The organism is Streptomyces sp. NPDC048331, from assembly GCF_043201215.1.
Lineage (GTDB): Bacteria > Actinomycetota > Actinomycetes > Streptomycetales > Streptomycetaceae > Streptomyces.
This window is the reverse complement of sequence record NZ_JBICYT010000010.1, coordinates 146,562-167,231: the sequence shown is the minus strand read 5'-3', so window position 1 is coordinate 167,231 and position 20,670 is coordinate 146,562. Positions and strand designations below refer to the sequence as shown.

At 71.9% G+C, this 20,670-nt stretch carries 20 protein-coding genes; 5 read left to right on the top strand and 15 right to left on the bottom strand.

What is annotated here, in order from left to right:
• Positions 1–84: 84 nt before the first annotated feature.
• From ACGFYY_RS17230 to ACGFYY_RS17215, 4 genes are all read right to left on the bottom strand, one after another.
• A complete protein-coding gene (locus ACGFYY_RS17230; RefSeq protein ID WP_393710193.1) occupies positions 85–2,499 on the bottom strand; it encodes an ATP-binding cassette domain-containing protein in 2,415 nt (804 codons plus the stop codon).
• 67 nt (positions 2,500–2,566) lie between these two features.
• Positions 2,567–2,983 carry a VOC family protein gene (locus ACGFYY_RS17225; RefSeq protein WP_150258505.1) on the bottom strand — a complete coding sequence of 139 codons (417 nt, stop codon included), beginning with the start codon at positions 2,981–2,983 and terminating at the stop codon, positions 2,567–2,569.
• Positions 2,984–2,993: 10 nt separating this feature from the next.
• Complete coding sequence (locus tag ACGFYY_RS17220) at positions 2,994–3,413, bottom strand: helix-turn-helix domain-containing protein (RefSeq protein WP_030726507.1); 420 nt, start codon at positions 3,411–3,413, stop codon at positions 2,994–2,996.
• A 147-nt stretch (positions 3,414–3,560) separates the two neighbouring features.
• The gene (locus tag ACGFYY_RS17215; protein ID WP_393710312.1) at positions 3,561–4,079 is read right to left on the bottom strand and encodes a GbsR/MarR family transcriptional regulator; all 519 of its coding nucleotides are present in this window, start codon (positions 4,077–4,079) and stop codon (positions 3,561–3,563) included.
• Between the two features lie 84 nt (positions 4,080–4,163).
• On the opposite strand from ACGFYY_RS17215, the gene ACGFYY_RS17210 reads away from it, so the two are divergent.
• A complete protein-coding gene (locus tag ACGFYY_RS17210) occupies positions 4,164–5,057 on the top strand; it encodes an ABC transporter ATP-binding protein (protein ID WP_328962335.1) in 894 nt (297 codons plus the stop codon).
• The gene (locus ACGFYY_RS17205) at positions 5,054–6,646 is read left to right on the top strand and encodes an ABC transporter permease (protein ID WP_393710190.1); all 1,593 of its coding nucleotides are present in this window, start codon (positions 5,054–5,056) and stop codon (positions 6,644–6,646) included. Before ACGFYY_RS17210 ends, ACGFYY_RS17205 begins: the two co-directional genes overlap by 4 nt.
• Before the next feature lie 84 nt (positions 6,647–6,730).
• Here ACGFYY_RS17205 and ACGFYY_RS17200 read toward each other — a convergent pair whose 3' ends face one another.
• The 10 genes from ACGFYY_RS17200 to ACGFYY_RS17155 form a co-directional block, all read right to left on the bottom strand.
• Entirely contained in the window at positions 6,731–7,939 is a 1,209-nt protein-coding gene (locus tag ACGFYY_RS17200) for a cytochrome P450 (RefSeq protein ID WP_393710188.1), read from the bottom strand.
• Between the two features lie 30 nt (positions 7,940–7,969).
• Positions 7,970–8,629, bottom strand: coding sequence for a response regulator transcription factor (locus ACGFYY_RS17195; protein WP_030755796.1), 660 nt, complete (start codon positions 8,627–8,629; stop codon positions 7,970–7,972).
• A complete protein-coding gene (locus ACGFYY_RS17190; RefSeq protein ID WP_393710186.1) occupies positions 8,626–9,963 on the bottom strand; it encodes a sensor histidine kinase in 1,338 nt (445 codons plus the stop codon). The genes ACGFYY_RS17195 and ACGFYY_RS17190 overlap by 4 nt, the downstream gene beginning before the upstream one ends.
• A gap of 89 nt (positions 9,964–10,052) precedes the next feature.
• Positions 10,053–10,724 carry a response regulator gene (locus tag ACGFYY_RS17185; RefSeq protein WP_393710184.1) on the bottom strand — a complete coding sequence of 224 codons (672 nt, stop codon included), beginning with the start codon at positions 10,722–10,724 and terminating at the stop codon, positions 10,053–10,055.
• Entirely contained in the window at positions 10,721–12,040 is a 1,320-nt protein-coding gene (locus ACGFYY_RS17180) for a sensor histidine kinase (protein WP_393710182.1), read from the bottom strand. Before ACGFYY_RS17180 ends, ACGFYY_RS17185 begins: the two co-directional genes overlap by 4 nt.
• Before the next feature lie 22 nt (positions 12,041–12,062).
• The gene (locus tag ACGFYY_RS17175) at positions 12,063–13,265 is read right to left on the bottom strand and encodes an acyltransferase (RefSeq protein WP_393710180.1); all 1,203 of its coding nucleotides are present in this window, start codon (positions 13,263–13,265) and stop codon (positions 12,063–12,065) included.
• Complete coding sequence (locus tag ACGFYY_RS17170) at positions 13,258–14,313, bottom strand: alpha/beta hydrolase (protein WP_393710178.1); 1,056 nt, start codon at positions 14,311–14,313, stop codon at positions 13,258–13,260. The genes ACGFYY_RS17175 and ACGFYY_RS17170 overlap by 8 nt, the downstream gene beginning before the upstream one ends.
• A gap of 406 nt (positions 14,314–14,719) precedes the next feature.
• Positions 14,720–15,109 (bottom strand): nuclear transport factor 2 family protein, encoded by a 390-nt coding sequence (locus ACGFYY_RS17165; protein WP_365266746.1) that lies wholly within the window; start codon positions 15,107–15,109, stop codon positions 14,720–14,722.
• Positions 15,110–15,199: 90 nt separating this feature from the next.
• Positions 15,200–15,661: a MarR family winged helix-turn-helix transcriptional regulator gene (locus tag ACGFYY_RS17160; RefSeq protein WP_393710310.1), complete on the bottom strand. Its 462-nt coding sequence runs from the start codon at positions 15,659–15,661 to the stop codon at positions 15,200–15,202.
• A 172-nt stretch (positions 15,662–15,833) separates the two neighbouring features.
• On the bottom strand, positions 15,834–16,463 hold the full coding sequence (locus ACGFYY_RS17155; RefSeq protein ID WP_393710175.1) for a DJ-1/PfpI family protein: 630 nt from the start codon (positions 16,461–16,463) through the stop codon (positions 15,834–15,836).
• A 179-nt stretch (positions 16,464–16,642) separates the two neighbouring features.
• Here ACGFYY_RS17155 and ACGFYY_RS17150 point away from each other — a divergent pair, with 179 nt between their 5' ends.
• The 3 genes from ACGFYY_RS17150 (at position 16,643) to ACGFYY_RS17140 (ending at position 19,647) form a co-directional block, all read left to right on the top strand.
• On the top strand, positions 16,643–18,004 hold the full coding sequence (locus ACGFYY_RS17150; protein WP_393710173.1) for an aspartate aminotransferase family protein: 1,362 nt from the start codon (positions 16,643–16,645) through the stop codon (positions 18,002–18,004).
• Between the two features lie 149 nt (positions 18,005–18,153).
• On the top strand, positions 18,154–18,819 hold the full coding sequence (locus ACGFYY_RS17145) for a GntR family transcriptional regulator (protein ID WP_365266750.1): 666 nt from the start codon (positions 18,154–18,156) through the stop codon (positions 18,817–18,819).
• 177 nt (positions 18,820–18,996) lie between these two features.
• On the top strand, positions 18,997–19,647 hold the full coding sequence (locus tag ACGFYY_RS17140) for a hypothetical protein (protein WP_393710171.1): 651 nt from the start codon (positions 18,997–18,999) through the stop codon (positions 19,645–19,647).
• Positions 19,648–19,805: 158 nt separating this feature from the next.
• Here ACGFYY_RS17140 and ACGFYY_RS17135 read toward each other — a convergent pair whose 3' ends face one another.
• A complete protein-coding gene (locus tag ACGFYY_RS17135) occupies positions 19,806–20,552 on the bottom strand; it encodes an SLATT domain-containing protein (protein WP_393710169.1) in 747 nt (248 codons plus the stop codon).
• Positions 20,553–20,670 lie beyond the last annotated feature (118 nt).

The following is a 20,670-nucleotide window of genomic DNA, read 5'->3' as shown; positions in this document are numbered from 1 at the left end:
CCTGCCACCGAAACGGGCAGGGGGCAGGGGGCCGGGGGCCGCTCGGGCGCCGCGGGGTCAGCCGCGGGGTCAGGGGCCGCGAGGTCAGGCGCCCACGTACGCCGCGAGGTGTTCGCCGGTGAGGGTGGAGCGGTCCGCCACGAGGTCGGCGGGGGTGCCCTCGAAGACGACCAGGCCGCCGTCGTGTCCGGCGCCGGGTCCGAGGTCGATGATCCAGTCGGCGTGCGCCATGACCGCCTGGTGGTGCTCGATGACGACCACGGACTTCCCGGAGTCCACCAGGCGGTCGAGCAGGCCGAGCAGCTGCTCCACGTCGGCGAGGTGCAGGCCGGTGGTCGGCTCGTCGAGCACGTAGACGCCGCCCTTCTCCGCCATGTGGGTGGCCAGCTTGAGCCGCTGCCGCTCGCCGCCGGACAGCGTGGTGAGCGGCTGGCCGAGGCTGAGGTAGCCGAGGCCGACGTCGGCGAGCCGGGTGAGGATGCGGTGGGCGGCGGGCGTGTGCGCCTCGCCCGCGCCGAAGAACTCCTCGGCCTCGGTCACCGACATCGCGAGCACCTCGCTGATGTCGCGGCCGGCGAGGTGGTACTCCAGCACCGACGCGTCGAACCGCTTCCCCTCGCACTCCTCGCAGGTGGTCGAGACACCGGCCATCATCGCCAGGTCGGTGTAGATGACCCCGGCGCCGTTGCAGTTCGGGCAGGCGCCCTCGGAGTTGGCGCTGAACAGGGCCGGCTTCACCCCGTTGACCTTGGCGAACGACTTGCGGATCGGGTCGAGCAGCCCGGTGTAGGTCGCCGGATTGCTGCGCCGCGAGCCGCGGATCGCGCCCTGGTCGATGGAGATCACGTCCGCGTCCGGGGAGAGCGACTTGTGCAGCAGCGAGCTCTTGCCCGATCCGGCGACGCCGGTGACGACCGTGAGCACCCCGAGCGGGATGTCGACGTCGACATCGCGCAGGTTGTTCGCCGTGGCTCCGCGGATCTCCAGCGCGCCGGTGGGCTTGCGTACCGACGGCTTGAGCGCGGCCCGGTCGTCGAGGTGGCGGCCGGTGATGGTGCCGCCGGAGCGCAGCCCCTCGACGGAGCCCTCGTAGCAGACGGTGCCGCCGGCGGTGCCCGCGCCGGGGCCGATGTCGACGACGTGGTCGGCGATCGCGATCGTCTCCGGCTTGTGTTCCACGACGAGCACCGTGTTGCCCTTGTCGCGCAGCCGCAGGAGCAGGTCGTTCATGCGCTGGATGTCGTGCGGGTGCAGGCCGATCGTCGGCTCGTCGAAGACGTAGGTGACGTCGGTGAGCGAGGAGCCGAGGTGGCGGATCATCTTGACGCGCTGCGCCTCGCCGCCGGACAGGGTGCCCGAGGCGCGGTCGAGCGAGAGGTAGCCGAGGCCGATCTCCACGAACGAGTCGAGGGTGAGCCGCAGCGCGGTGAGCAGCGGGGCCACCGAGGGCTCGTCGAGGCCGCGTACCCACTCCGCGAGGTCGCTGATCTGCATGGCGCAGGCGTCGGCGATGCTGATCTTCTCGATCTTCGAGGACCGGGCGCCCTCGCTGAGCCGGGAACCCTCGCACTCGGGACAGACGGTGAAGGTGACCGCCCGCTCCACGAAGGCCCGGATGTGCGGCTGCATCGCTTCCTTGTCCTTGGACAGGAAGGACTTCTGGATCTTGGGGATGAGGCCCTCGTAGGTGAGGTTGACGCCCTCGACCTTGACTTTGGTGGGCTCCCGGTAGAGGAAGTCCTGCATCTCCTTCTTGGTGAACTTCGCGATCGGCTTGTTCGGGTCGAGGAAGCCCGACTCGGCGTAGACGCGCACGGTCCAGAAGCTGTCGGACTTCCAGCCGGGGATGGTGAACGCGCCCTCGGCGAGCGACTTGGAGTCGTCGTACAGCTGGGTGAGGTCGATGTCGGAGACGGAGCCGCGGCCCTCGCAGCGCACGCACATGCCGCCGGTGCGGGAGAAGGTCGCCTTCACGGTCTTGGTCTTGGCGGCGCCGCGTTCGACCGTGATGCCGCCGCTGGCCCGGACGGAGGCGACGTTGAAGGAGTAGGCGCTGGGCGGGCCGATGTGCGGCTTCCCGAGCCGGCTGAAGAGGATCCTCAGCATGGCGTTGGCGTCGGTGGCGGTGCCGACCGTGGAGCGGGGGTCGCCGCCCATGCGCTGCTGGTCGACGGTGATCGCGGTGGTGAGTCCGTCGAGTACGTCGACCTCGGGGCGGGCCAGCGTGGGCATGAAGCCCTGGACGAAGGTGCTGTACGTCTCGTTGATCATCCGCTGGGACTCGGCGGCGATCGTGTCGAACACCAGCGAGCTCTTGCCCGAACCGGAGACTCCGGTGAACACCGTCAGGCGGCGCTTGGGGATCTCGATGCTGACGTCCTTGAGGTTGTTCACGCGCGCGCCGTGCACGCGGATCAGACCGTGGCTGTCGGCAGCGTGCTGCGCCTGCGGTGCCTGAGGTCCGGTGGGGCGGGAGTCCGGCTCGGTGGCCCTGCTCATCGTGTCTCCATCTCTCGGGCGGGCCGGCTGCTCGGACTCCTGCGCGGACTCCTGAGGCAGTCGGTCCTCAGTGCTTGCGGGGCTGGTTGAAGCGGAGCATGTTGCCCGCCGGGTCGCGGAAGGCGCAGTCGCGGACGCCGTACGGCTGGTCGACCGGCTCCTGCAGCACCTCCCCGCCGGCGGCCCGGATGTGCTCGAAGGTGGCGTCGACGTCGTCGGTGGAGAAGATCACGCCGCGCAGCAGGCCCTTGGCCAGCAGCTCCGCCATGGCCTGGCGGTCGGCCGCCGAGGCGCCCGGGTCGGCGAGCGGCGGTTCGAGGACGATCTCCACGTCCGGCTGGGTGGGGGAGGCGACGGTCACCCAGCGCATCCCCTCGAACCCGACGTCGTTGCGGACCTCCAGGCCGAGGACGTCGCGGTAGAAGGCGAGCGCCTTGTCGTGGTCGTCGACTGCGATGAAGCACTGGGAGAGGTTGATGTCCATGCCGTCGACGCTACGAGGAGGGTGCGGATTTCGCTTCTCCGATCCTGACCGGTCGCGTGAGGATCTTGGCGACGCAGGCCGGGATGGCCGCGCCGTCGTCGTGGTTGCGGGCCCGGTAGGCGCTGGGGGTCTCGCCGACGAGCTCGGTGAAACGCGAGCTGAAGGATCCCAGCGAGGTGCATCCGACGGCGAAGCAGACGTCCGTCACGCTCATGTCGCCGCGGCGCAGCAGCGCCTTCGCGCGTTCGACGCGGCGGGTCATGAGGTAGCTGTACGGGGTTTCCCCGAAGGCGGTGCGGAAGCTGCGGGAGAAGTGTCCCGGCGACATGAGGGCGACGTTCGCGAGTGCCTGAACGTCCAGCGGCTCCGCGTACTCGCGGTCCATCATGTCCCGGGCGCGGCGCAGCCGTACCAGGTCCTCCAGGTTCATGCGTTCCAGGATGGCACGCGTGAGGTGTCCCGTCTGCGGGTATCGGTGCTTCCGGATTCGATCACCGGCCGAACCGGCCCTCCAACGGCCTTCGACCGGAGTCGACGTGCCTTCGGTCGGCCTTCGGTCGGCCTTCGACCGGTCCGCTCAGCCGAGGCCGATCGTCGCCTTGTGGGCCCGCCAGCGGTCCATCAGGCCCAGCATCTCGCCCTGCATGAACTCGAAGAACGCCGCCGTCTCCGCGACGCGGGCCCCGGCGGGTGAGTCCGTGCCGAGGGTGGCCGCGCCCTCGCGCAGGGTCTTCTCCCACAGGGTCAGGACCTGGTCGCGGCGCGTGAAGGTCTCGTACCAGAGCTCGTTGTGCAGGACGTAGCGGTCGCGGCGGGAGCCCGGTTCGCGTTCGCGGCTGACCATGTTGACCTGGGTCAGGTAGGACACGGCGCCCGACACCGCGGCCGGGCTGATCCGCAGGGCTTCGCCCAGTTCCGCCGAGGTCATCGCGCCGCCGTCGCTGGCCAGCAGCTGGGCGAAGACGCGCGCGGCCATCCGCTGCATCCCGGCCTCGGTCAGCTGCGCGGCGAACCGCTCGACGAAGCGGGAGACGGCGTCGCCGTCCCGGGCATCGGTACCGGGATCCGTATCGGTCCTCGCGTCCGCGTTCACCATGTCATCTGCCACCTTCCTGACTTTACGTGATTCCTGAGATTCTCAAGCTTCATAAATTTGTGAAAGTAGCGTACGTTCGGAAGCATGACGAAGGCAATCAGCGTTGCCGGCCTCCACAAGGCGTTCGGCCGCACTCGCGCACTGGACGGACTCGACCTCTCGGTCACCACCGGCGAGGTCCACGGTTTCCTCGGCCCCAACGGCGCCGGCAAGTCCACCACCATCCGGGTCCTGCTGGGCCTGCTGCGCGCCGACTCCGGCACCGCCGAACTCCTCGGCGGCGACCCCTGGGCCGACGCCGTCGCCCTCCACCGCCGCGTCGCCTACGTCCCCGGAGACGTCACCCTGTGGCGCAACCTCTCCGGCGGCGAGGTCATAGACCTCTACGGACGCCTGCGGGGCGGCCTCGACCGGACCCGGCGCGCCGAGCTCGTCGAGCGGTTCGAGCTGGACCCCACCAAGAAGGGGCGCACGTACTCCAAGGGCAACCGGCAGAAGGTCGCCCTCGTCGCCGCCTTCGCCTCCGACGTCGAACTGCTCGTCCTCGACGAACCCACGTCCGGCCTCGACCCGCTGATGGAGGAGGTCTTCCAGAGCTGCGTCACCGAGGCGCGCGCCGCCGGCCGCACCATCCTGCTCAGCTCGCACATCCTCAGCGAGGTCGAGACCCTCTGCGACCGGGTCAGCATCATCCGCAAGGGCCGCACCGTGGAGACCGGCACGCTCGCCGAACTCCGCCACCTCACCCGCACGTCGATCAGCGCCGAGCTGGCCGGCCCGCCGAACGGCCTCGCCCACCTGCCCGGCGTGTACGACGTCCAGGTGCAGGGGCACAAGGTCCGCCTCCAGGCCGACACCGACAAGCTGGACGCCGTACTGCGCTCCCTCACCGGGTCGGGGGTGCGCTCGCTGACCTCGACCCCGCCCACCCTCGAAGAGCTCTTCCTGCGCCACTACACCGAAGAGGCGTCCCGATGAAGAACCGACTGGCGGGAACCGGGGGGCTGTTGCGACTCGGCCTGCGTCGCGACCGCGTGATGATGCCGGTGTGGGTCCTGGCCACCACGCTCATGGTGGTGAGCATGCCCGGGTCGTTGGGCAGTGTGTACGCCACCGCCGCCGAACGGGCCCGGGTCGCCACCTCGATGAACACCAGCAGTTCGATGCGCGCCCTGTACGGACCGGTCTTCGAGGACTCCCTCGGCGGTCTGACCGCCTGGCGGGGCGGCGTCTACGCCGCCGTTCTCGCGGCCGCCATGAGCCTGATCATCGTCGTCCGACACACCCGCGAGGAGGAGGAGACCGGCCGTCAGGAACTGCTCTCCGCCGCGATGGTGGGGCGACAGGCTCCGCTGACCGCCGCCCTGCTCGCCGCCCTCGTGGCCGACGCCGGTGTCGCCCTGCTCGTGACGGGCGGTCTCGCGGGGCATGGCGCGCCCGGGGCGTTCGCCCTCGGGCTGGCCGTCGCCGCCACCGGGATGTTCTTCGCCTGTACGGCCGCCGTCGCCGCCCAACTGACCGAGAGCGCTCGCGCCGCCAAGGGGATCGCGGCGGCCGCGCTCGGCGCCGCCTTCGTCCTGAAGGCGGCCGGCGACGCCGGTACGGAGGGTGGACGCTCGGCGCTGACCTGGTCCTCGCCGCTCGGCTGGGTGGAGAACGTACGGGCCTTCGCCGCCGAACGCTGGTGGGTGCTCCTCCTGTTCGCCGCCGCCGTCGTGGCGCAGGCGGGCGCCGCCTACGTGCTGGCCGGGCGCCGTGACCTGGGTATGAGCTTCCTGCCGTCCCGACCGGGGCCGGCCGAGGGGCGCCTGGGCACGGCGGGCGCGCTGGCCTGGCGGCTGCAGCGCGGCAGCGTACTGGGCTGGAGCGTGGGCTTCCTGATCGCGGGTGTCGTCTTCGGCGGGATGGCGGACGGCGCCGCGGACCTGGTCGGCGACAACGACCGGACCCGCGAGATCGTCGAACGGATGGGCGGGCAGGGCGCGCAGGGCGGATCGGGCGCGCTCACCGATGCCTTCCTCGCCACGATGGCCGGCATGTTCGGCATGGTCGCCGCCCTGTACGCCGTCTCGTCGGTGCTGCGCCTGGCCGGCGAGGAGTCGGGGCAGCGCGCGGAGCCGCTGCTCGCGAACGCGGTGGGCCGACTGCGCTGGGCCGGGGGCCACCTGGCCGTGGCGTTCGGCGGCTCGGCGCTCATCCTGCTGTCGGCGGGCCTCGGGCTCGGCATCGGGCACGGCCGGGAGCCGGGCGCGGCCATCGGGGCGACGCTCGCCCAACTCCCGGCGGTGTGGCTGATCGGGGGCCTGGCGGCGCTGCTCCACGGCGCGGTCCCGCGGTACGCGGCGGCCGCCTGGGCGGTGGCCGGGGGCGCGCTGGCCCTGGGCTGGGTCGGCCCGGCGCTGAACCTCCCGCAGGCCGTCCTGAACCTCTCGCCCTTCGCCCACCTGCCCCGGCTCCCCGGAGCACAGGACCTGGACCTGGCCCCGGCGGCGGCCCTGACCGCCCTGGCGGTGGCCCTGACGGCGGCGGGCCTCGGCGCCCTGCGCCGCCGCGACATGATCGCGTAGAGACCGGCCGGCCCGGGGGCCCGGGGCCCGGGGGCCCGGGGGCCGGGCTCGGGGGCCGGGCTCGGGGCTCGGGGCCCGGCGGCCCTAGAACTCCACCAGCAGTTCCTGCAGCCCCCGGATGACGTACCCGTCCCGCCACCGCGGCTCCTCGACGAGCCGCAGTGGCGGGACGCCGTCCGCCAGCAACGCACCGAACGAGGCCTCCAACTCCCGCCGCGCCAGGGGCGCTCCGAGGCAGTAGTGGATCCCGGCCCCGAAGGTCAGGTGCGGATTGTCGGCCCGTACGAGGTCCAGCACGTCGGGATCCTCGAACCGCGCGGGATCCCGGTTCGCGGACCCGAAGAGCAGCGCGACCTCGGCCCCGCGGGGGATGACGGTGTCACCGATCCGGATGTCGTCGAGCACCCAGCGTTCGAACATCTGGAGCGGAGTGTCGTACCGCATGAGTTCATCCACAGCTGTGGACAACTTTTCGGGATCGCGGCTCGCGCGGAGCGCGGCGAGCTGCGCGGGATTGCGGAACAGCGCCCACCACCCGTTGACCGTCGTGTTGACGGTGGCCTCGTGCCCGGCGTTCAGCAGGAGCACACAGGTGGAGATCATCTCCTGCTCGCTCAGCCGCCCCTCCTCATCGTGAGCGGCGATCAACCCGGAGATCAAATCCTCCCCGGGGCGGCTTCGCCGTTCGGCGATCAGCCCCCGGAGGTACTCGCTGAACTCCACGCTCGCCCGCACCGCGCGTCGCGCCGTCTCCTCGTCCGGCCGGAGCTCGAACATCCCGCAGATGTCCGCCGACCAGGGCCGCAGCGGCCCCCGGTCCGCCTCGGGCACGCCCAGCAGCTCCGCGATCACCGCCACCGGCAGCGGCTCGGCGACGACGGTGAGCAGATCCCCGCCCCCATCCGCGCGCAACCGCCCCACCAGCTCCCCGGCCAGCCGTCGCACGGCGGGCACGAGCCGCTCCACCGTCCGCGGGGTGAAGGCCTTCGCCACCAGCCTGCGCACCCGCGCGTGCGCGGGATCCTCCAGGTCCAGCAGGCCGTTGCCGTTGAGCACGTGGAAGGGCTCGTGCTCCGGTGGCGGCGCCTGCCGTCCGAACTCCTCGTGCGAGAAGCGGTGAAGGTAGGTCCGCCCCAGCCGCCGGTCCCGCAGCAGCGCACTCACATCGGCGTAGTGCGGCACCAGCCACTGCCCGGTGGCCTCCCACCACATGGCCCGCCCCTGCTCCCGCAACTCCCGGTACGCCGGATACGGATCGGCGACGAACGCGGCATCCCACGGATCAAAGCCCATCCCCGCACCCTAAAGGGCAGCCGAGCCCGATCAGGCGGGTGTCACCAAGCGGGTCTCGTACGCGTACACCGCCGCCTGGGTCCGGTCCCGCAGGCCCAGCTTCACCAGGATCCGGCTCACATGGGTCTTGATGGTGGACTCGGCGACGACCAACCGGTCGGCTATCTCCGCATTGGACAACCCCTGCGCGATCAGTACCAGCACCTCCGTCTCCCGCTCCGTCAGCTCCCCCGTGCCCGCCGGGTCCGCGAGCTTGCGGGCCTCGGAGATCTTCGAGAACTCCACGATCAGCCGCTTGGTCACCGACGGCGCCAGCAGGGCTTCCCCGGCCGCCACCACCCTTACCCCGTCGGCCAGCTGACGGGCCGACGCGTCCTTGAGCAGGAACCCGGAGGCCCCGGCGCGCAGCGCCTGGTACACGTACTCGTCGAGGTCGAAGGTCGTCAGGACCAGCACCTTCGCGTCCGTGTCGGCGGCCACGATCTCCCGCGTGGCCTCCAGCCCGTTCATCCGCGGCATCCGGATGTCCATCAGGACCACGTCCGGCCGCAGCGCCGCCACCTGCTCGATGGCCTCCCGGCCGTCGACGGCCTCCCCGACCACCTCGATGCCGTCCATCGCGTTCAGCAGAACGGAGAACCCCTCGCGCACCATCACCTGGTCGTCGACGATCAACACCCTGATCGTCATACCGTGCCCTCCTTCGGCTCCGGCGCCGGCTCGCCGCGGTGGGGCACCGGTATGAACACCGCCACCTCGTACCCGCCCGCCGGCGTCCGGCCGGCCGTCATCTCGCCCTCCAGCATGGCCACCCGCTCCCGCATGCCGGTGATCCCGTGCCCGGCCCCCGGCGAGGGCTGCGCGTCCCCGATCGCCCGATCGTTGACGATCCGTATGCCCAGGCCACCCAGCACGTACGAGACCTCCACCTCGGCCGCCGCCCCCGGCGCGTGCCGCAGCGTATTGCTCAGGGCCTCCTGGATGATCCGGTACGCCGACAGCTCCACGCCCTGCGGAAGTTCCCGCACCGCGCCGGTGATCGTCTTCTCCACGCTCAGCCCGGCCTCCCGGACATTGGCCAGCAGCCCGTCCAGCGAGGCCAGCGTCGGCTGCGGGGCGTCCGGGGCCGCGTAGTCCGCGGAGCGCACCACACCCAGCACCCGCCGCAGCTCCGTCAGTGCCGCCACCGCGTTCTCCCGGATGGTGACGAACGCCGCCTCCAGCTCCGGCGGCGGGTTCTGCACCCGGTACGGCGCGGCCTCCGCCTGGATGGCCACCACCGACATGTGGTGCGCCACCACATCGTGCAACTCCCGCGCGATCGTGGTCCGCTCCTCCAACAGCGTCCGCTTGTCCCGCTCGACGGCCGTGACCTCCTGCTGCGCGCTCACCTCCGCCTTCGCGTCCCGACGTATCTGGATGCTGCCGGCGATCACCAGGGCGAAGGCCGAGGTCAGCGCCATCTCCGGCACGTTCGATCCCCATCGGCCGTTGAACACCAGGGAGAGCCCGGTTCCCAGGACGAGGGTCAGCGTCCACATCCAGGCCGCGACCCGAGGCCCGGTCCGCAGCGTGACGAGGAACATGACCACGATGTACGCGGCAAAACTGCCGTCCGTCCAAGGCCAGTTGATGCCACCCCCTATGCCGGCGGTCACCACCGTCATCGCGATGGCAGCCCACCACGCGCCGACCGGCCGCACCAGCGTCATCAGGACCGGCGTCACCGTCAGCAACGTCATGGCGATCGGCCCCAGGTCACCCCAGGCGGCCGACTGCGTGTTGAGCGAGATCGTCCCGACGAAGAAGGCCAGGAAGCCCACCGCCGCATGCCGCCGCCACGGCGCGTACCGGCGCAGCATCCCGGGAAGCCGGCGCACGAAGCGCCCGGAGGTGTCCGCCGGCGGCAGCGGCCGGTAGGCGAAGGCATCCGTGACGAGATCCCGGCGCAGGGTCGCGATCACCTCGGATGCCAGTCGGAACTCAGGTGCCCGGGATGTCCCCCCGGTGGTCGTCTCGGTCATACACACCACCGTAGGTCCGTGCCGCCCTCGTCCGCGTCGCCGCTGATGGGGATTTCCAGGGGTCCCTCTCAAGTACTACCCGGGTGCGTTCAGTAGCCCGTCGGGCGGATCAGGCCCGTCTCGTACGCGAACACCGCGGCCTGCGTACGGTCCCGCAGCCCCAGCTTCACCAGGATCCGGCTCACATGCGTCTTCACCGTCTGCTCGGCCAGCACCAGGTGCTCCGAGATCTCGGCATTCGACAGGCCCTGGGCGATCAGCGACAGCACCTCCGTCTCCCGCTCGGTCAGGGCCTCGATCCGGGCCCGCGACGGCGCACGCGGCGCCCCCAGCCGGGAGAACTCCTTGATCAGCCGCTTCGTGATGTTCGGCGAGAGCAGCGCCTCCCCGGCCGCCACCACCCGCACCGCCTCGGCGAGCTGGTCGGCCGACGCGTCCTTGAGCAGGAAACCGGAGGCACCGGCACGCAGCGCCTCGTACACGTACTCGTCGAGATCGAAGGTGGTCAGCACCAGCACCTTCACGGCGGCGTCCGGAACCGCCGTGATGACCGACGTGGCCTCGATCCCGCCCATCCCCGGCATGCGGATGTCCATCAGCACCACGTCCGGAGCCAGCTCGGCGACCTTCGCCACCGCGTCCGCCCCGTCCACCGCCTGCCCCACGACCTCTATGTCGGGCTGCGCGTCGAGAAGCACGGTGAAGCCCTGCCGGACCATCATCTGGTCGTCGGCGATCATCACCTTGATCGGGGTGCTCATGAAGCCTTCTTCGTCTCGGGGGCGGGGACCGCCGGCAGGTCCTGCGGATCCATCGGGAGTACGGCGCTCACCTCGTACCCCCCGTCGGGGCGCGGGCCGGCGGCCAGTTCGCCCCCCAGCATGCCTGCCCGCTCCCGCATCCCCAGCAGCCCGTGCCCCGCTCCGGGCGACGGCGGTGCCGACCGCGTCGGCGCGCTGTTCGCCACGCACAGGTGCAGATCGCGCGGCCCGTACGCGACACCGACCTCCACGCGCGATCCGGGCGCGTGGCGCAGCGCGTTGCTCAGTGCCTCCTGCACGATCCGGTACGCGGTGAGTTCCACGCCCGGGGTCAGTGGCCGCCGTATCCCCGCGATCTCGGTCGTGACGTCCAGTCCGGCGCCCCGCACGTTGTCCACGAGGCCGTCCAGGTCGCCCAGGGTGGGCTGCGGATGATGGGGGTTCGCGGGATCGTCGGGCCGCTCGGACCGCAGCACGCCCAGTACCCGGCGCAGCTCCGTCAGCGCCTCCAGCGCGTTCTCCCGGATGCCGGCCAGATTCTCCTTGAGCTCCTCCGACGGATTCTCCACCAGGTGCGGGGCGACCTGCGCCTGGATGGAGATCACCGACATGTGGTGGGCGACGACGTCGTGCAGTTCCCGGGCGATGCGGCTGCGCTCCTCCAGCAAGGTGCGCCGGGCCCGCTCCTCCTCGGTGAGGGTCTCCTGCTCCACGAGCTTGCCGCGGGCGAGGCGGGTGGCCCGGAGCGCGTAGCCGAGGATCCCCACGAAACCGAAGACGAGGGCCGCGCCTCCGATGATCGTCTGGCTCTGCGGCGGCCTGAGGACGATGTCGGCCAGTCCGTTGAGGGTGAGGGTGATGCCGATGACCGAGACCGTCACCCGGGGCGGCACCCGCAGGGCGACCATCAGGAGCACGGGCGCGAGCGTGAACGGCCCTGCGGGCGTCCAGGGCCAGGACTGCCCCGGGCCGATGTGGTCGTGGATGGTCCAGGCGACCAGGCCGGCGGTGACGAGCCCCAGCCACCAGGCCGCGATCGGCCGGAACATGCTGAGCAGGACGGACGCGGAGGCCAGCAGCGACAGTCCCAGCACGGCCGAACCCATGACCCCGTAATGGTCGTTCAGCGTCATCCCTGTGAGGACGCCGCAGGGGATGGCCACGTAGCAGAGGACCACATGCGGCAGCCAGGCCAGCCAGCGCGGTCGCGACAGCTTCGGCAGCGGGTCCCGTCGCAGGGTGAACAACTCCCGTGCCAGGCCGCGCGGCAGGCGGATGCGGACTTCGTCGGCGGGTGGCTCGGTCTGCTGGTTCACGCCGTCCAGGCTAAGGCGGGCCCTAGACATGGGTGATCTCCCTGTCAGGGGCCACCCGGGGGCCGGGGAGCGTGGCCGTACGGGTGGCACGGGACCGCTTCGGCCGGCGCGAGGCCTGCTCGTGGACACGGAACGCGGCCCAGCAGAGTGACAACGCCGCGGCGAACACCGGAAGCCACAACAGCCGGGTCGCTGTCCAGCCCATCGAGTCGGGCACCGTGTGCAGCCCGGGCAGGTCGGTCGAGACGAGCAGCCCGAGGGCGGTGACGGCCATCATGGCGGTCTGGTGCCACAGGAAGACGGTCATGGCGGAGAGGTTCACCAGGGCCACCTTCGCCCAGACCCGCGGTCGCCGCATGGCTCGGGCCAGAGGTTCCCGCACCAGCAGGGCGAGCCCGCACTGGGCCAGACCGAAGGTTGCCGCAGCGAGCGTCGGCGGGTTCAGGTTCGACACGGCGGCCCCGGGGACACCCACCATCGACGCCGGGTACCCGCCCCAGAGGATCAGCGCGGCCGTGGCAGCGACGCCACCGCCGACCAGGACCAGCGCCTGACCGCGCCGGGCGAAGGCCCCTCGGGACCAGGCGGCACCGAGGGTGAAGGGGACGAGCCAGCCCGCCGCCACATTGATCCAGCCGATCCACGCGGGGCCGTCCAGCCCGAAGCGCCACACGTCGACGGCGGCGACGACCACCGGTGGCCACAGCGGGCCGATCCGCGCCACGAGCGGGGTCGCGGCGGTGAGGGCGGCGAACACGAGCAGGAACCACAGCGGCGACAAAACCAGCTTGACCAGCGATCGCACGGTGTCCAGCTCCGCCCCGCCGATCAGCATCCCGCCCGCCACGACGGCCCAGAGGAGCAGTACGGCGGCGACCGGACGGAACAGCCGTCCCAGTCGCCGCCCGGCCCAGGCTCCGTACGAGACGCCGCGTTCGCGTGCCGACGCGTACCCGCGGGCGGCGACATGGCCGCCGACCAGGAAGAAGACGGACAGGGTCTGGAACACCCAGGACATCGGGGCCAGCCAGGGCATGTGCGCCAACGGGCTGGTGGTGCTCAGACCGCCGTCGTGTGCGGTCAGCGCGGTGACCAGCCAGTGGCCGAGCACCACGCCGAGGATCGCGAAGGCCCGCAGCGCGTCCACGGCACGGTCACGGTCGGCCGGCGTGGCCGCGTCGATGCCCGCCGCCAGGGTGGACCAGCGGGCGCGGATCTCAACCATGGTCGGCCTCCGACGTGGGGGTGGAGCCCAGGACGATGGCGGCCATGCTGTCGAGGGACGCGGTGCCCGGCTTGAGGTAGTCGCTGTGCCCGACCGCACCGGCGTCGAAGGCCCGGGCCCCGAAGGCGGGGTCGACCGGATCGGTGCCGAAACCGAACCCGCCGAGCCGGACGTGCGGGACGTTGCCGATCCAGTCGTCGCTGCCCCGGCCGGCCCAGACCCGAGCCGCGGTCGGCAGTTCCCGGGCTGATCCGGCCCCCGTGCCCGGACTGCCGAACAACACCACGTCACCGACCGCGGATCCGGTGGCGGTCCGGGCGCAGGCCACGGAGCCGTAGGAGTGGCACAGCAGGGAGAGCCGGGCACCGGGCGCCGATATACCGCTCAACCGGTCGAGGAAGGGGCCCAGTTCGGCGGCGGCCTCGTCGGCTCGGTCGGCGCTCAGGACGGTGGTGCTCACCGTGCCGGGGGTGTCGTACCCGAGCCAGGCGACCACGGCGGAGCGCGGATGCTCGGCCCGCAGGCGCTGCTGGAGGGAGGCGGCTCCGGCACGGAACCGCTCGTAGGTGTCCAGGGTGGTGTCGGAGCCGGGGACCAGCACGGCGACCCGGTCGGCGCTCTCCAGCTCGCCGAACACCTCGACGGCGCGCCCCCTGCCACGGCCGTCGAAGGTGAGGAACCGGGCCGATCCGGCCGCACTCATGGCGCGCAGCCTGGCCGCCCGGCCGGGACGGTCGGCGTCCTCGGCCGTACGGGCCGCATCGGCGATGTTGGCGATGTTGGCGGCGTACCGGCTGAGGGGGGTGGCGTTCTCGGAGAACGTGGCGGGTGTCGGGGCCGGGACGTTCGGGGACGCGGCGGCGGAGACGGGGACGATCACGGCAGCGGCGACCAGAGCGGCCAGCAGGCCGCGGCGCGCCCGGCCGCCGCCGGTCCCCGCCCTCCCCGTGGCGAGCGCCGTGTCCGCCGAGCGGATCGCCTCCGTGCTCCCGCTACGCGTCCCCGCCCTCGTCCCCGTGCCGGTCCCCGTCCCCGTCTCCGTTGCCATGGCCCTCTTCCTCCGGTCGCCGGAAGAGCCGTGAACGCTCTTCTCTGCTACCGAAGTTAGAAATCCAGGCCCGTGGTCGGCGTCACGCCATGGAGCCGTGTTCGCACGTAGCTCTCAGGTATGACAGGAGATACCTGCGAGGCAGAGACCGCGGGCCCGGTGGGGCGAGGGCGGCCACGGTGAGGGCGTCCCGGATCGTCGGTCCGACGGCGATTCCGACGGCGATTCCGACGGCGATTCCGAGGGCGATTCCGACGACGGTGGACGGCCGTCGCCGCGCCCGCGGGTGACGGCCCGTTCCGTGACGCTCGCCCTGTCCGGGCCGGGGACGAGGGTGAGGAGCGCCAGGAGCCCGCTCGCGCCGCCAGGAGCCCGCTCGCGCCGAGCGGAGCGGTGAGCACGCGGCTCAGTCTGCCACCAGGGGTTCGACGTAGCCCGCCCGCCAGCGGGGCGCCGGGTCCTGGCCGGGGCTGGTCCAGTACTCCCTCGCCCCCACGATCTCCCCGTCCCGCACGGTCCAGAGGGAGACGGCCCGGTAGACGACGTGGTCCTGAGGTATCTCCACTTCGGTGACCACGAGGCTCCCGTCGGCCAGGATCCGTAGCAGTTCCACGGATCTCTCGTCCGTATAGGCGTCGTCGCTGTTCACGGCGATGAAGTTGGCGCGCCCCACGATCCGCTCACCGCTCACGGGCCATTCGATGACCGCGTCCTCGGCGATGAGTTCGGCCACGCCGTTCCAGTCGCGTGCCTCGATTCGCTCCCACAGTTGTGCCACTACCTTCAACGGCTCCATGTGGCGCAGTGTCCGCCGGCCCCGTTATACGTAACAAGCTTTGCTTGCAGGCTTATTGACTTAGACACAATCGCTCAGCGAGTCCGGGGATCAGTCCGGCGCGGGCGCCGGAACGGTGCCGGCCGGGGCCGCGGATTCCAGCGCGTCCAGCGCCGTGGCCAGCCGTTCCAGGGCGCGGACCGTCTCCGCGAAGGCGCTGTCGCCCAGCTCTGCGGTGAGGCGGGCCGCCAGTGCCGCGTGTCCCGGGCCGATCCGGTCGACCGCGCCCCGCCCTTCCTCCGTGGGCCGCAGCAGCTTCGCCCTCCGGTGGGCGGGGTTCGGGGCGTATTCGGCGAGGCCCTTGGCGACCAGCAGGTCCGCGATGCGCTGCACGCTCTGCCGGGTGATGCCCATGTTCCGGGCGATGCCCGCCACGGGCAGCGGCTCCCGCAGCACCGCGCCCAGTACCTGCCACCAGGCGGCCGTCAGCCCGGCCGGCTTCGCCAGCTCTTCCGAGATGGCGAGGAACTGGCCGTTGAGCCGGAACACCCCGAGCGCGGTACGACTCAGCAGGTCCTGCTGGTCGCGGGCGCCGAGCTCCCCGGACCCGAGCCCCGAGGATCCGAGCTCCCCGGACCCGAGCCCCGAGGACCCGAGCTCCCCGCCCGCGACGCCCCCGCCGCCCCCGCGCTCCCCGTCCCCCAGCTCCCGCAGGCCCCCGACGGGCAGCGGCTCGTGGGTCGCCTCACGCATCGCCGGCCGCCGATGCCGCCATCAGAACCGGGTACGCGGCCGGGTCCGAGTCGTGGAAGAGCCCGTACCAGGCGTCCAGGACGTCCGGCTTGTAGACGTCCAGCCGGGCGAAGACCTCGCGGGCGAACGCCACCGGTTCCGTCGGTCCCGCCGTGATCAGGTCGCCGTCGGTCACCGCGTCGGCCTCGACGTAGCCCTCGGCGCCCCCGTAGCCGGGCTGCTCCGCCAGGTAGAAGGAGGCGCCGCTGGTGTGGGTCCGGCCGTCCAGCAGGCCCTCGCGGGCGAGGCCTGCGGTGGCTCCGCAGATCGCCGCGACCGGAACCCCGGCGGCCAGGAACTCCCTGGCCTTGGCCGCGAACGGCGTCAGCTCGTCGCCCGTGTCCCACAGGGACGCGCCCGTGAGGATCAGCAGCGAGGAGTCCTCCGGTCGCAGGTCGGCCAGGGCCAGGTCAGGCTGGATGCGGACGCCGCCCATGGTGGTGACCGGCTGCGCGGCGCTCAGGCCGACCGTGCGCACGGTGTGGCCGCGCTGGGTGAGGTGCGCGGTGGTGTGGCCGGTCTCCCAGTCCGCGTACGTGTCGTAGACCGCGAGGTGGACGGGCTTGCGCGGGGTCTCGCTCATGGTGCTTCGCCTCCGGCGTGGGTTCGTGCTCTATGACAATAGACTGTCATAACGACAGGATGCTGTCAATCCCGCGAGGGGGCTCCAGGCCCCGCGCAGACAGACTGCCGAGAGCGGCCCCCCACCCCCATACAGTCCGCCGATATCCCGCCCCACCTGCGCACTTCTAGCGTGACGACATGACCCCTCATGTCACCTCGCACACCCTTGCCGCCGTGAAGGACGCGGATCGGAAGCACGTCTTCCACTCCTGGTCCGCCCAGGCCCTGATCGACCCCCTCGCCGTCGCCGGGGCCGAGGGGTCGTACTTCTGGGACTACGAAGGCAAGCGATTCCTCGACTTCTCCTCGCAGCTGGTCAACACCAACATCGGCCACCAGCACCCCAAGGTCGTCGCCGCGATCCAGGAGCAGGCCGCCCGGCTCTGCACCCTCGCGCCCGGCTTCGCCGTCGACGTCCGCTCCGAGGCCGCACGCCTCATCGCCGAGCGGACCCCGGGCGACCTGGACAAGATCTTCTTCACCAACGGCGGCGCCGAGGCCGTCGAGAACGCCGTCCGCATGGCCCGGCTGCACACCGGCCGCGCCAAGGTGCTCTCCACCTACCGCTCCTACCACGGGGCCACGGCCGCCGCGATCAATCTGACCGGCGACCCGCGCCGCTGGCCCTCCGACACGGCCGCCGCCGGCGTGGTGCACTTCTGGGGCCCGTACCTCTACCGCTCCGCCTTCCACGCCACCACCGAGGCCGAGGAGTGCGCCCGCGCCCTCGCCCACCTCGCCGACACCATCGCCTTCGAGGGGCCGCAGACCATCGCGGCGATCATCCTGGAGAGCGTGCCCGGCACCGCCGGCATCATGACCCCGCCCCCCGGCTACCTCGCGGGCGTGCGCGAGCTCTGCGACCGCCACGGCATCGTCTTCATCCTGGACGAGGTCATGTCGGGCTTCGGCCGCACCGGCACGTGGTTCGCCGCCGACCACTGGGACGTCACCCCCGACCTGATCACCTTCGCCAAGGGCGTGAACAGCGGCTACGTCCCGCTCGGTGGCGTGGCCATCTCGGCCGCCGTCGCCGAGACCTTCGCCACCCGCCCCTACCCGGGCGGACTGACGTATTCCGGCCACCCCCTGGCCTGCGCCGCCGCCGTCGCGACCATCAACACGATGGAGGAGGAGGGCATCGTCGAGCACGCCGCCCACCTCGGGGAGAACGTGATCGGCCCGGCGCTCGCCGAGATCGCCGAGCGCCATCCCTCGGTCGGCGAGGTCCGCGGGCTGGGCGCCTTCTGGGCCATGGAACTCGTACGGGACAAGGAGACGCGCGAGCCGCTCGTGCCGTACAACGCGGCCGGTGCGGACAACGCGCCGATGGCCGAGTTCGCGGCGGCCTGCAAGGCCTCCGGTCTGTGGCCCTTCGTGAACATGAACCGGACCCACGTGGTCCCGCCCTGCAACGTCACGGAGGCGGAGGCCAAGGAGGGCCTGGCCCTGCTGGACGAGGCGCTGACGGTCGCCGACCGGCACACCACGGCCGGTTAGGCCGGCTTTTTCGACGACCGAGATCCGACATCCGACACCCGCCCCGCACGGCAGGTCCGGATGTCGGATATCGGTTGGCTACCGATCGGTTTTCAGCCGCCTTGTCTGGCCTATGGTGTCCGAAGCTCTACGACAGGAGACGGACCCCTATGCCAGGCAGCGGAGCTGTCACCCGCAACACACTTCGCCAGCAGATCGCGGACGCGCTGCGTGACGAGGTGCTCGCGGGACGCCTGCCTCCGGGGACCGAGTTCACCGTCAAGCAGATCGCCGAGCAGTACGAGGTCTCCGCCACCCCGGTGCGCGAGGCGCTCGTGGACCTCTCCGCCCAAGGGCTGCTCGAACTGGTCCAGCACCGCGGTTTCCGCGTGCGGATCTTCTCCGTGGACGACTTCCGGGGAATGATCGAAGCCCGCTCGCTCGTCGTGGACGGGATCTTCCGCCGCCTCGCCGAGCGCGGCACGGCCCCCGGCTCCGGAGAGCTGCTGGTGTCGGTGCGCCGCCGGGGCGAGGAGGCCCACCGGGCCGCGCAGAGCGGTTCGCTCGAAGTGCTGATCGGCTACGACCTGCGCTTCTGGCGGGAGCTGAGCGGGCTGGTCGCCAACACCTACATCTCCGAGTTCCTGCACCGCCTCCGCGTGCAGTGCTGGGTCTTCGCCGTCCCCCACCTCCAGCGCGAGTCGCAGCTGCGGGCGGCGCTGTGGGACGGCCACAGCGAGCTGGTGGACGCGGTGACGCTCGCCGACGCCGACGCGGTGCGCGGCATAGTGCAGGGCTACAACGAGCACGCGCTGGCCTGGGCCGCCCGCCTCTGACGCCCGAGGAGGCCTGCGGAGCCGCGCCGAGCCCGGCGGAACCCCGACGAGCCCCGGACAGGGTCCGCCGAGCCCCGACAAGGCCTGATGAGCCCCGAGGTTCTACGCACCCCTTCGCTGAGGGTGTCCGGCCCACTACGCTGGCCGGATCGGCGGCATCGACTGATCGGAGGCCGAGTGGCCTGTGACCTGTGGCTGGTCCCCCTTGTCGACGTGCTGTGCCACAGCCCCGACAACCCCTTCGCGGAAGAGATCGCCTCGTACGACAGGGCGCTGGGCGCGGCCGGACTGCCGTCCGTGCCCGTGTTCGCCTACATGCCGGGCCTGAGCGGGGACGTCGCCCCGGTGGCCGGCTTCGACTACGACGCCCTGCATTTCCTGAGGCGGGCGTACATGCTCCAGCTCTGCGGGCTGCCCGTGACCCCGGTGGACGAGCTGGGCGGGGACTACGAGCAGCTGCTGGAGATGTTCGAGCCCACGGCCCAGCAGTCGCACCTGGTGTGGCACTACGACCACGCCGGGGCCTATGTACCGGTGGACTTCGCGGCTCCACTGGCGAACGAGGAGCTGCTGGCCGGGGGCGGACCGCTGGGGTCCGTACAGGGGCTGCTGCGGGAGCTGCTGTTCGTGGCCCCCGCCATCGGGATAGACCCGGGGAACCCGCCCGCCGCACCGGCGCCGCCGGGGCGGCCGACGCTGCTGGAGGAGCCGGCGGGGCCGATCCCGTACGACGACAGTCCCTTCGCCCGTGAACGGTACGTGTGGCTGGGACTGCACGCGGCCGCGACGCGGAGCCTCGGCCAGGGTTCGATGATCATCTTCAGCTGAGCGGCCCGGTGGGCGGGGTACGGGTCCGCTGCGCGGAACCTCGGCCCCGCCCGTCCCGGCGAGACCCCGCCCGTCCCGGCGAGACCCCGCCCGTCCCGGCGAGGCGGACCCGTCCCGGCAAGGCGGCCCCGCTCCCGGCAAGGGCCGCCCGGCCCGTCTCAGCGCGGCTGCTCCGGCGGTCGCTGCCGGGGCATGTTCGGTCTGGTGCCCGGCGGCAGCGGGAAGCGGGCCGGCGGAATGTTCGCGTCAGGGCGCCCTCCGGAGGCCCCCAGCGACTGCATCACCAGCGGCGCGGGACCGGACCGGAACTCCACCATCCAGTCCGCCGTCTCCGAGCGCACCAGCTCGGTGACGTCCTCCGAGAAGCGGCGCAGCACGGTCAGGCACCGCTCCGCGGCCTCGCTGGCGGTGCCCTCGGTGGGGCCGAGCACCTCGCGCACGTTCTCCGAGGCCCAGTCGAACTGGAGGGTCTGGAGCCGGCGCTGCACCGCCTGGGCCGTGGCCACGTCCCGCATCCACCCGGACGTCAGCCCGAAGAACCGGTCGCAGGCCAGCGCGGCGGCGCCCAGCAGCAGTGCGAGGTAGCCGTAGGTGGAGGCGCCCGGGATCGAGCCCGTCAGCTCCAGGAGCGGCATCGAGGCGCCCGTGACGGCGCCCACGGCAGCCCCGGCGCGCAGCACGCGCGCACCGCGCCGCTTCCAGGCCCGGTCGGACAGGTACCACTCGGCGGTGCGCAGCGCGTCGGCCTCGACCCGCCGGTAGAGCTCGTCGAGCCGCTCGGCGGGCTCGCCCCAGTCCCCGAGGGGGAACGGCCGGCCGGTCAGATCGCCCGCCGCCATCGGTCCGCCGCCTTCCTCCCGGGGATCCCGGGGTGGCCCCTCGGGCTGCATCTCCGGCTGGCTCACCCGGCACTCCCTCTGCCTGCGCTGACGTGTGGTGGTGCGCGTGTGCGCAATGATGCGCATGCTCTTCCTACCTTCGAATGACGGGCGATGGGCGACGATTCCCGGGAATTCCGCTCGC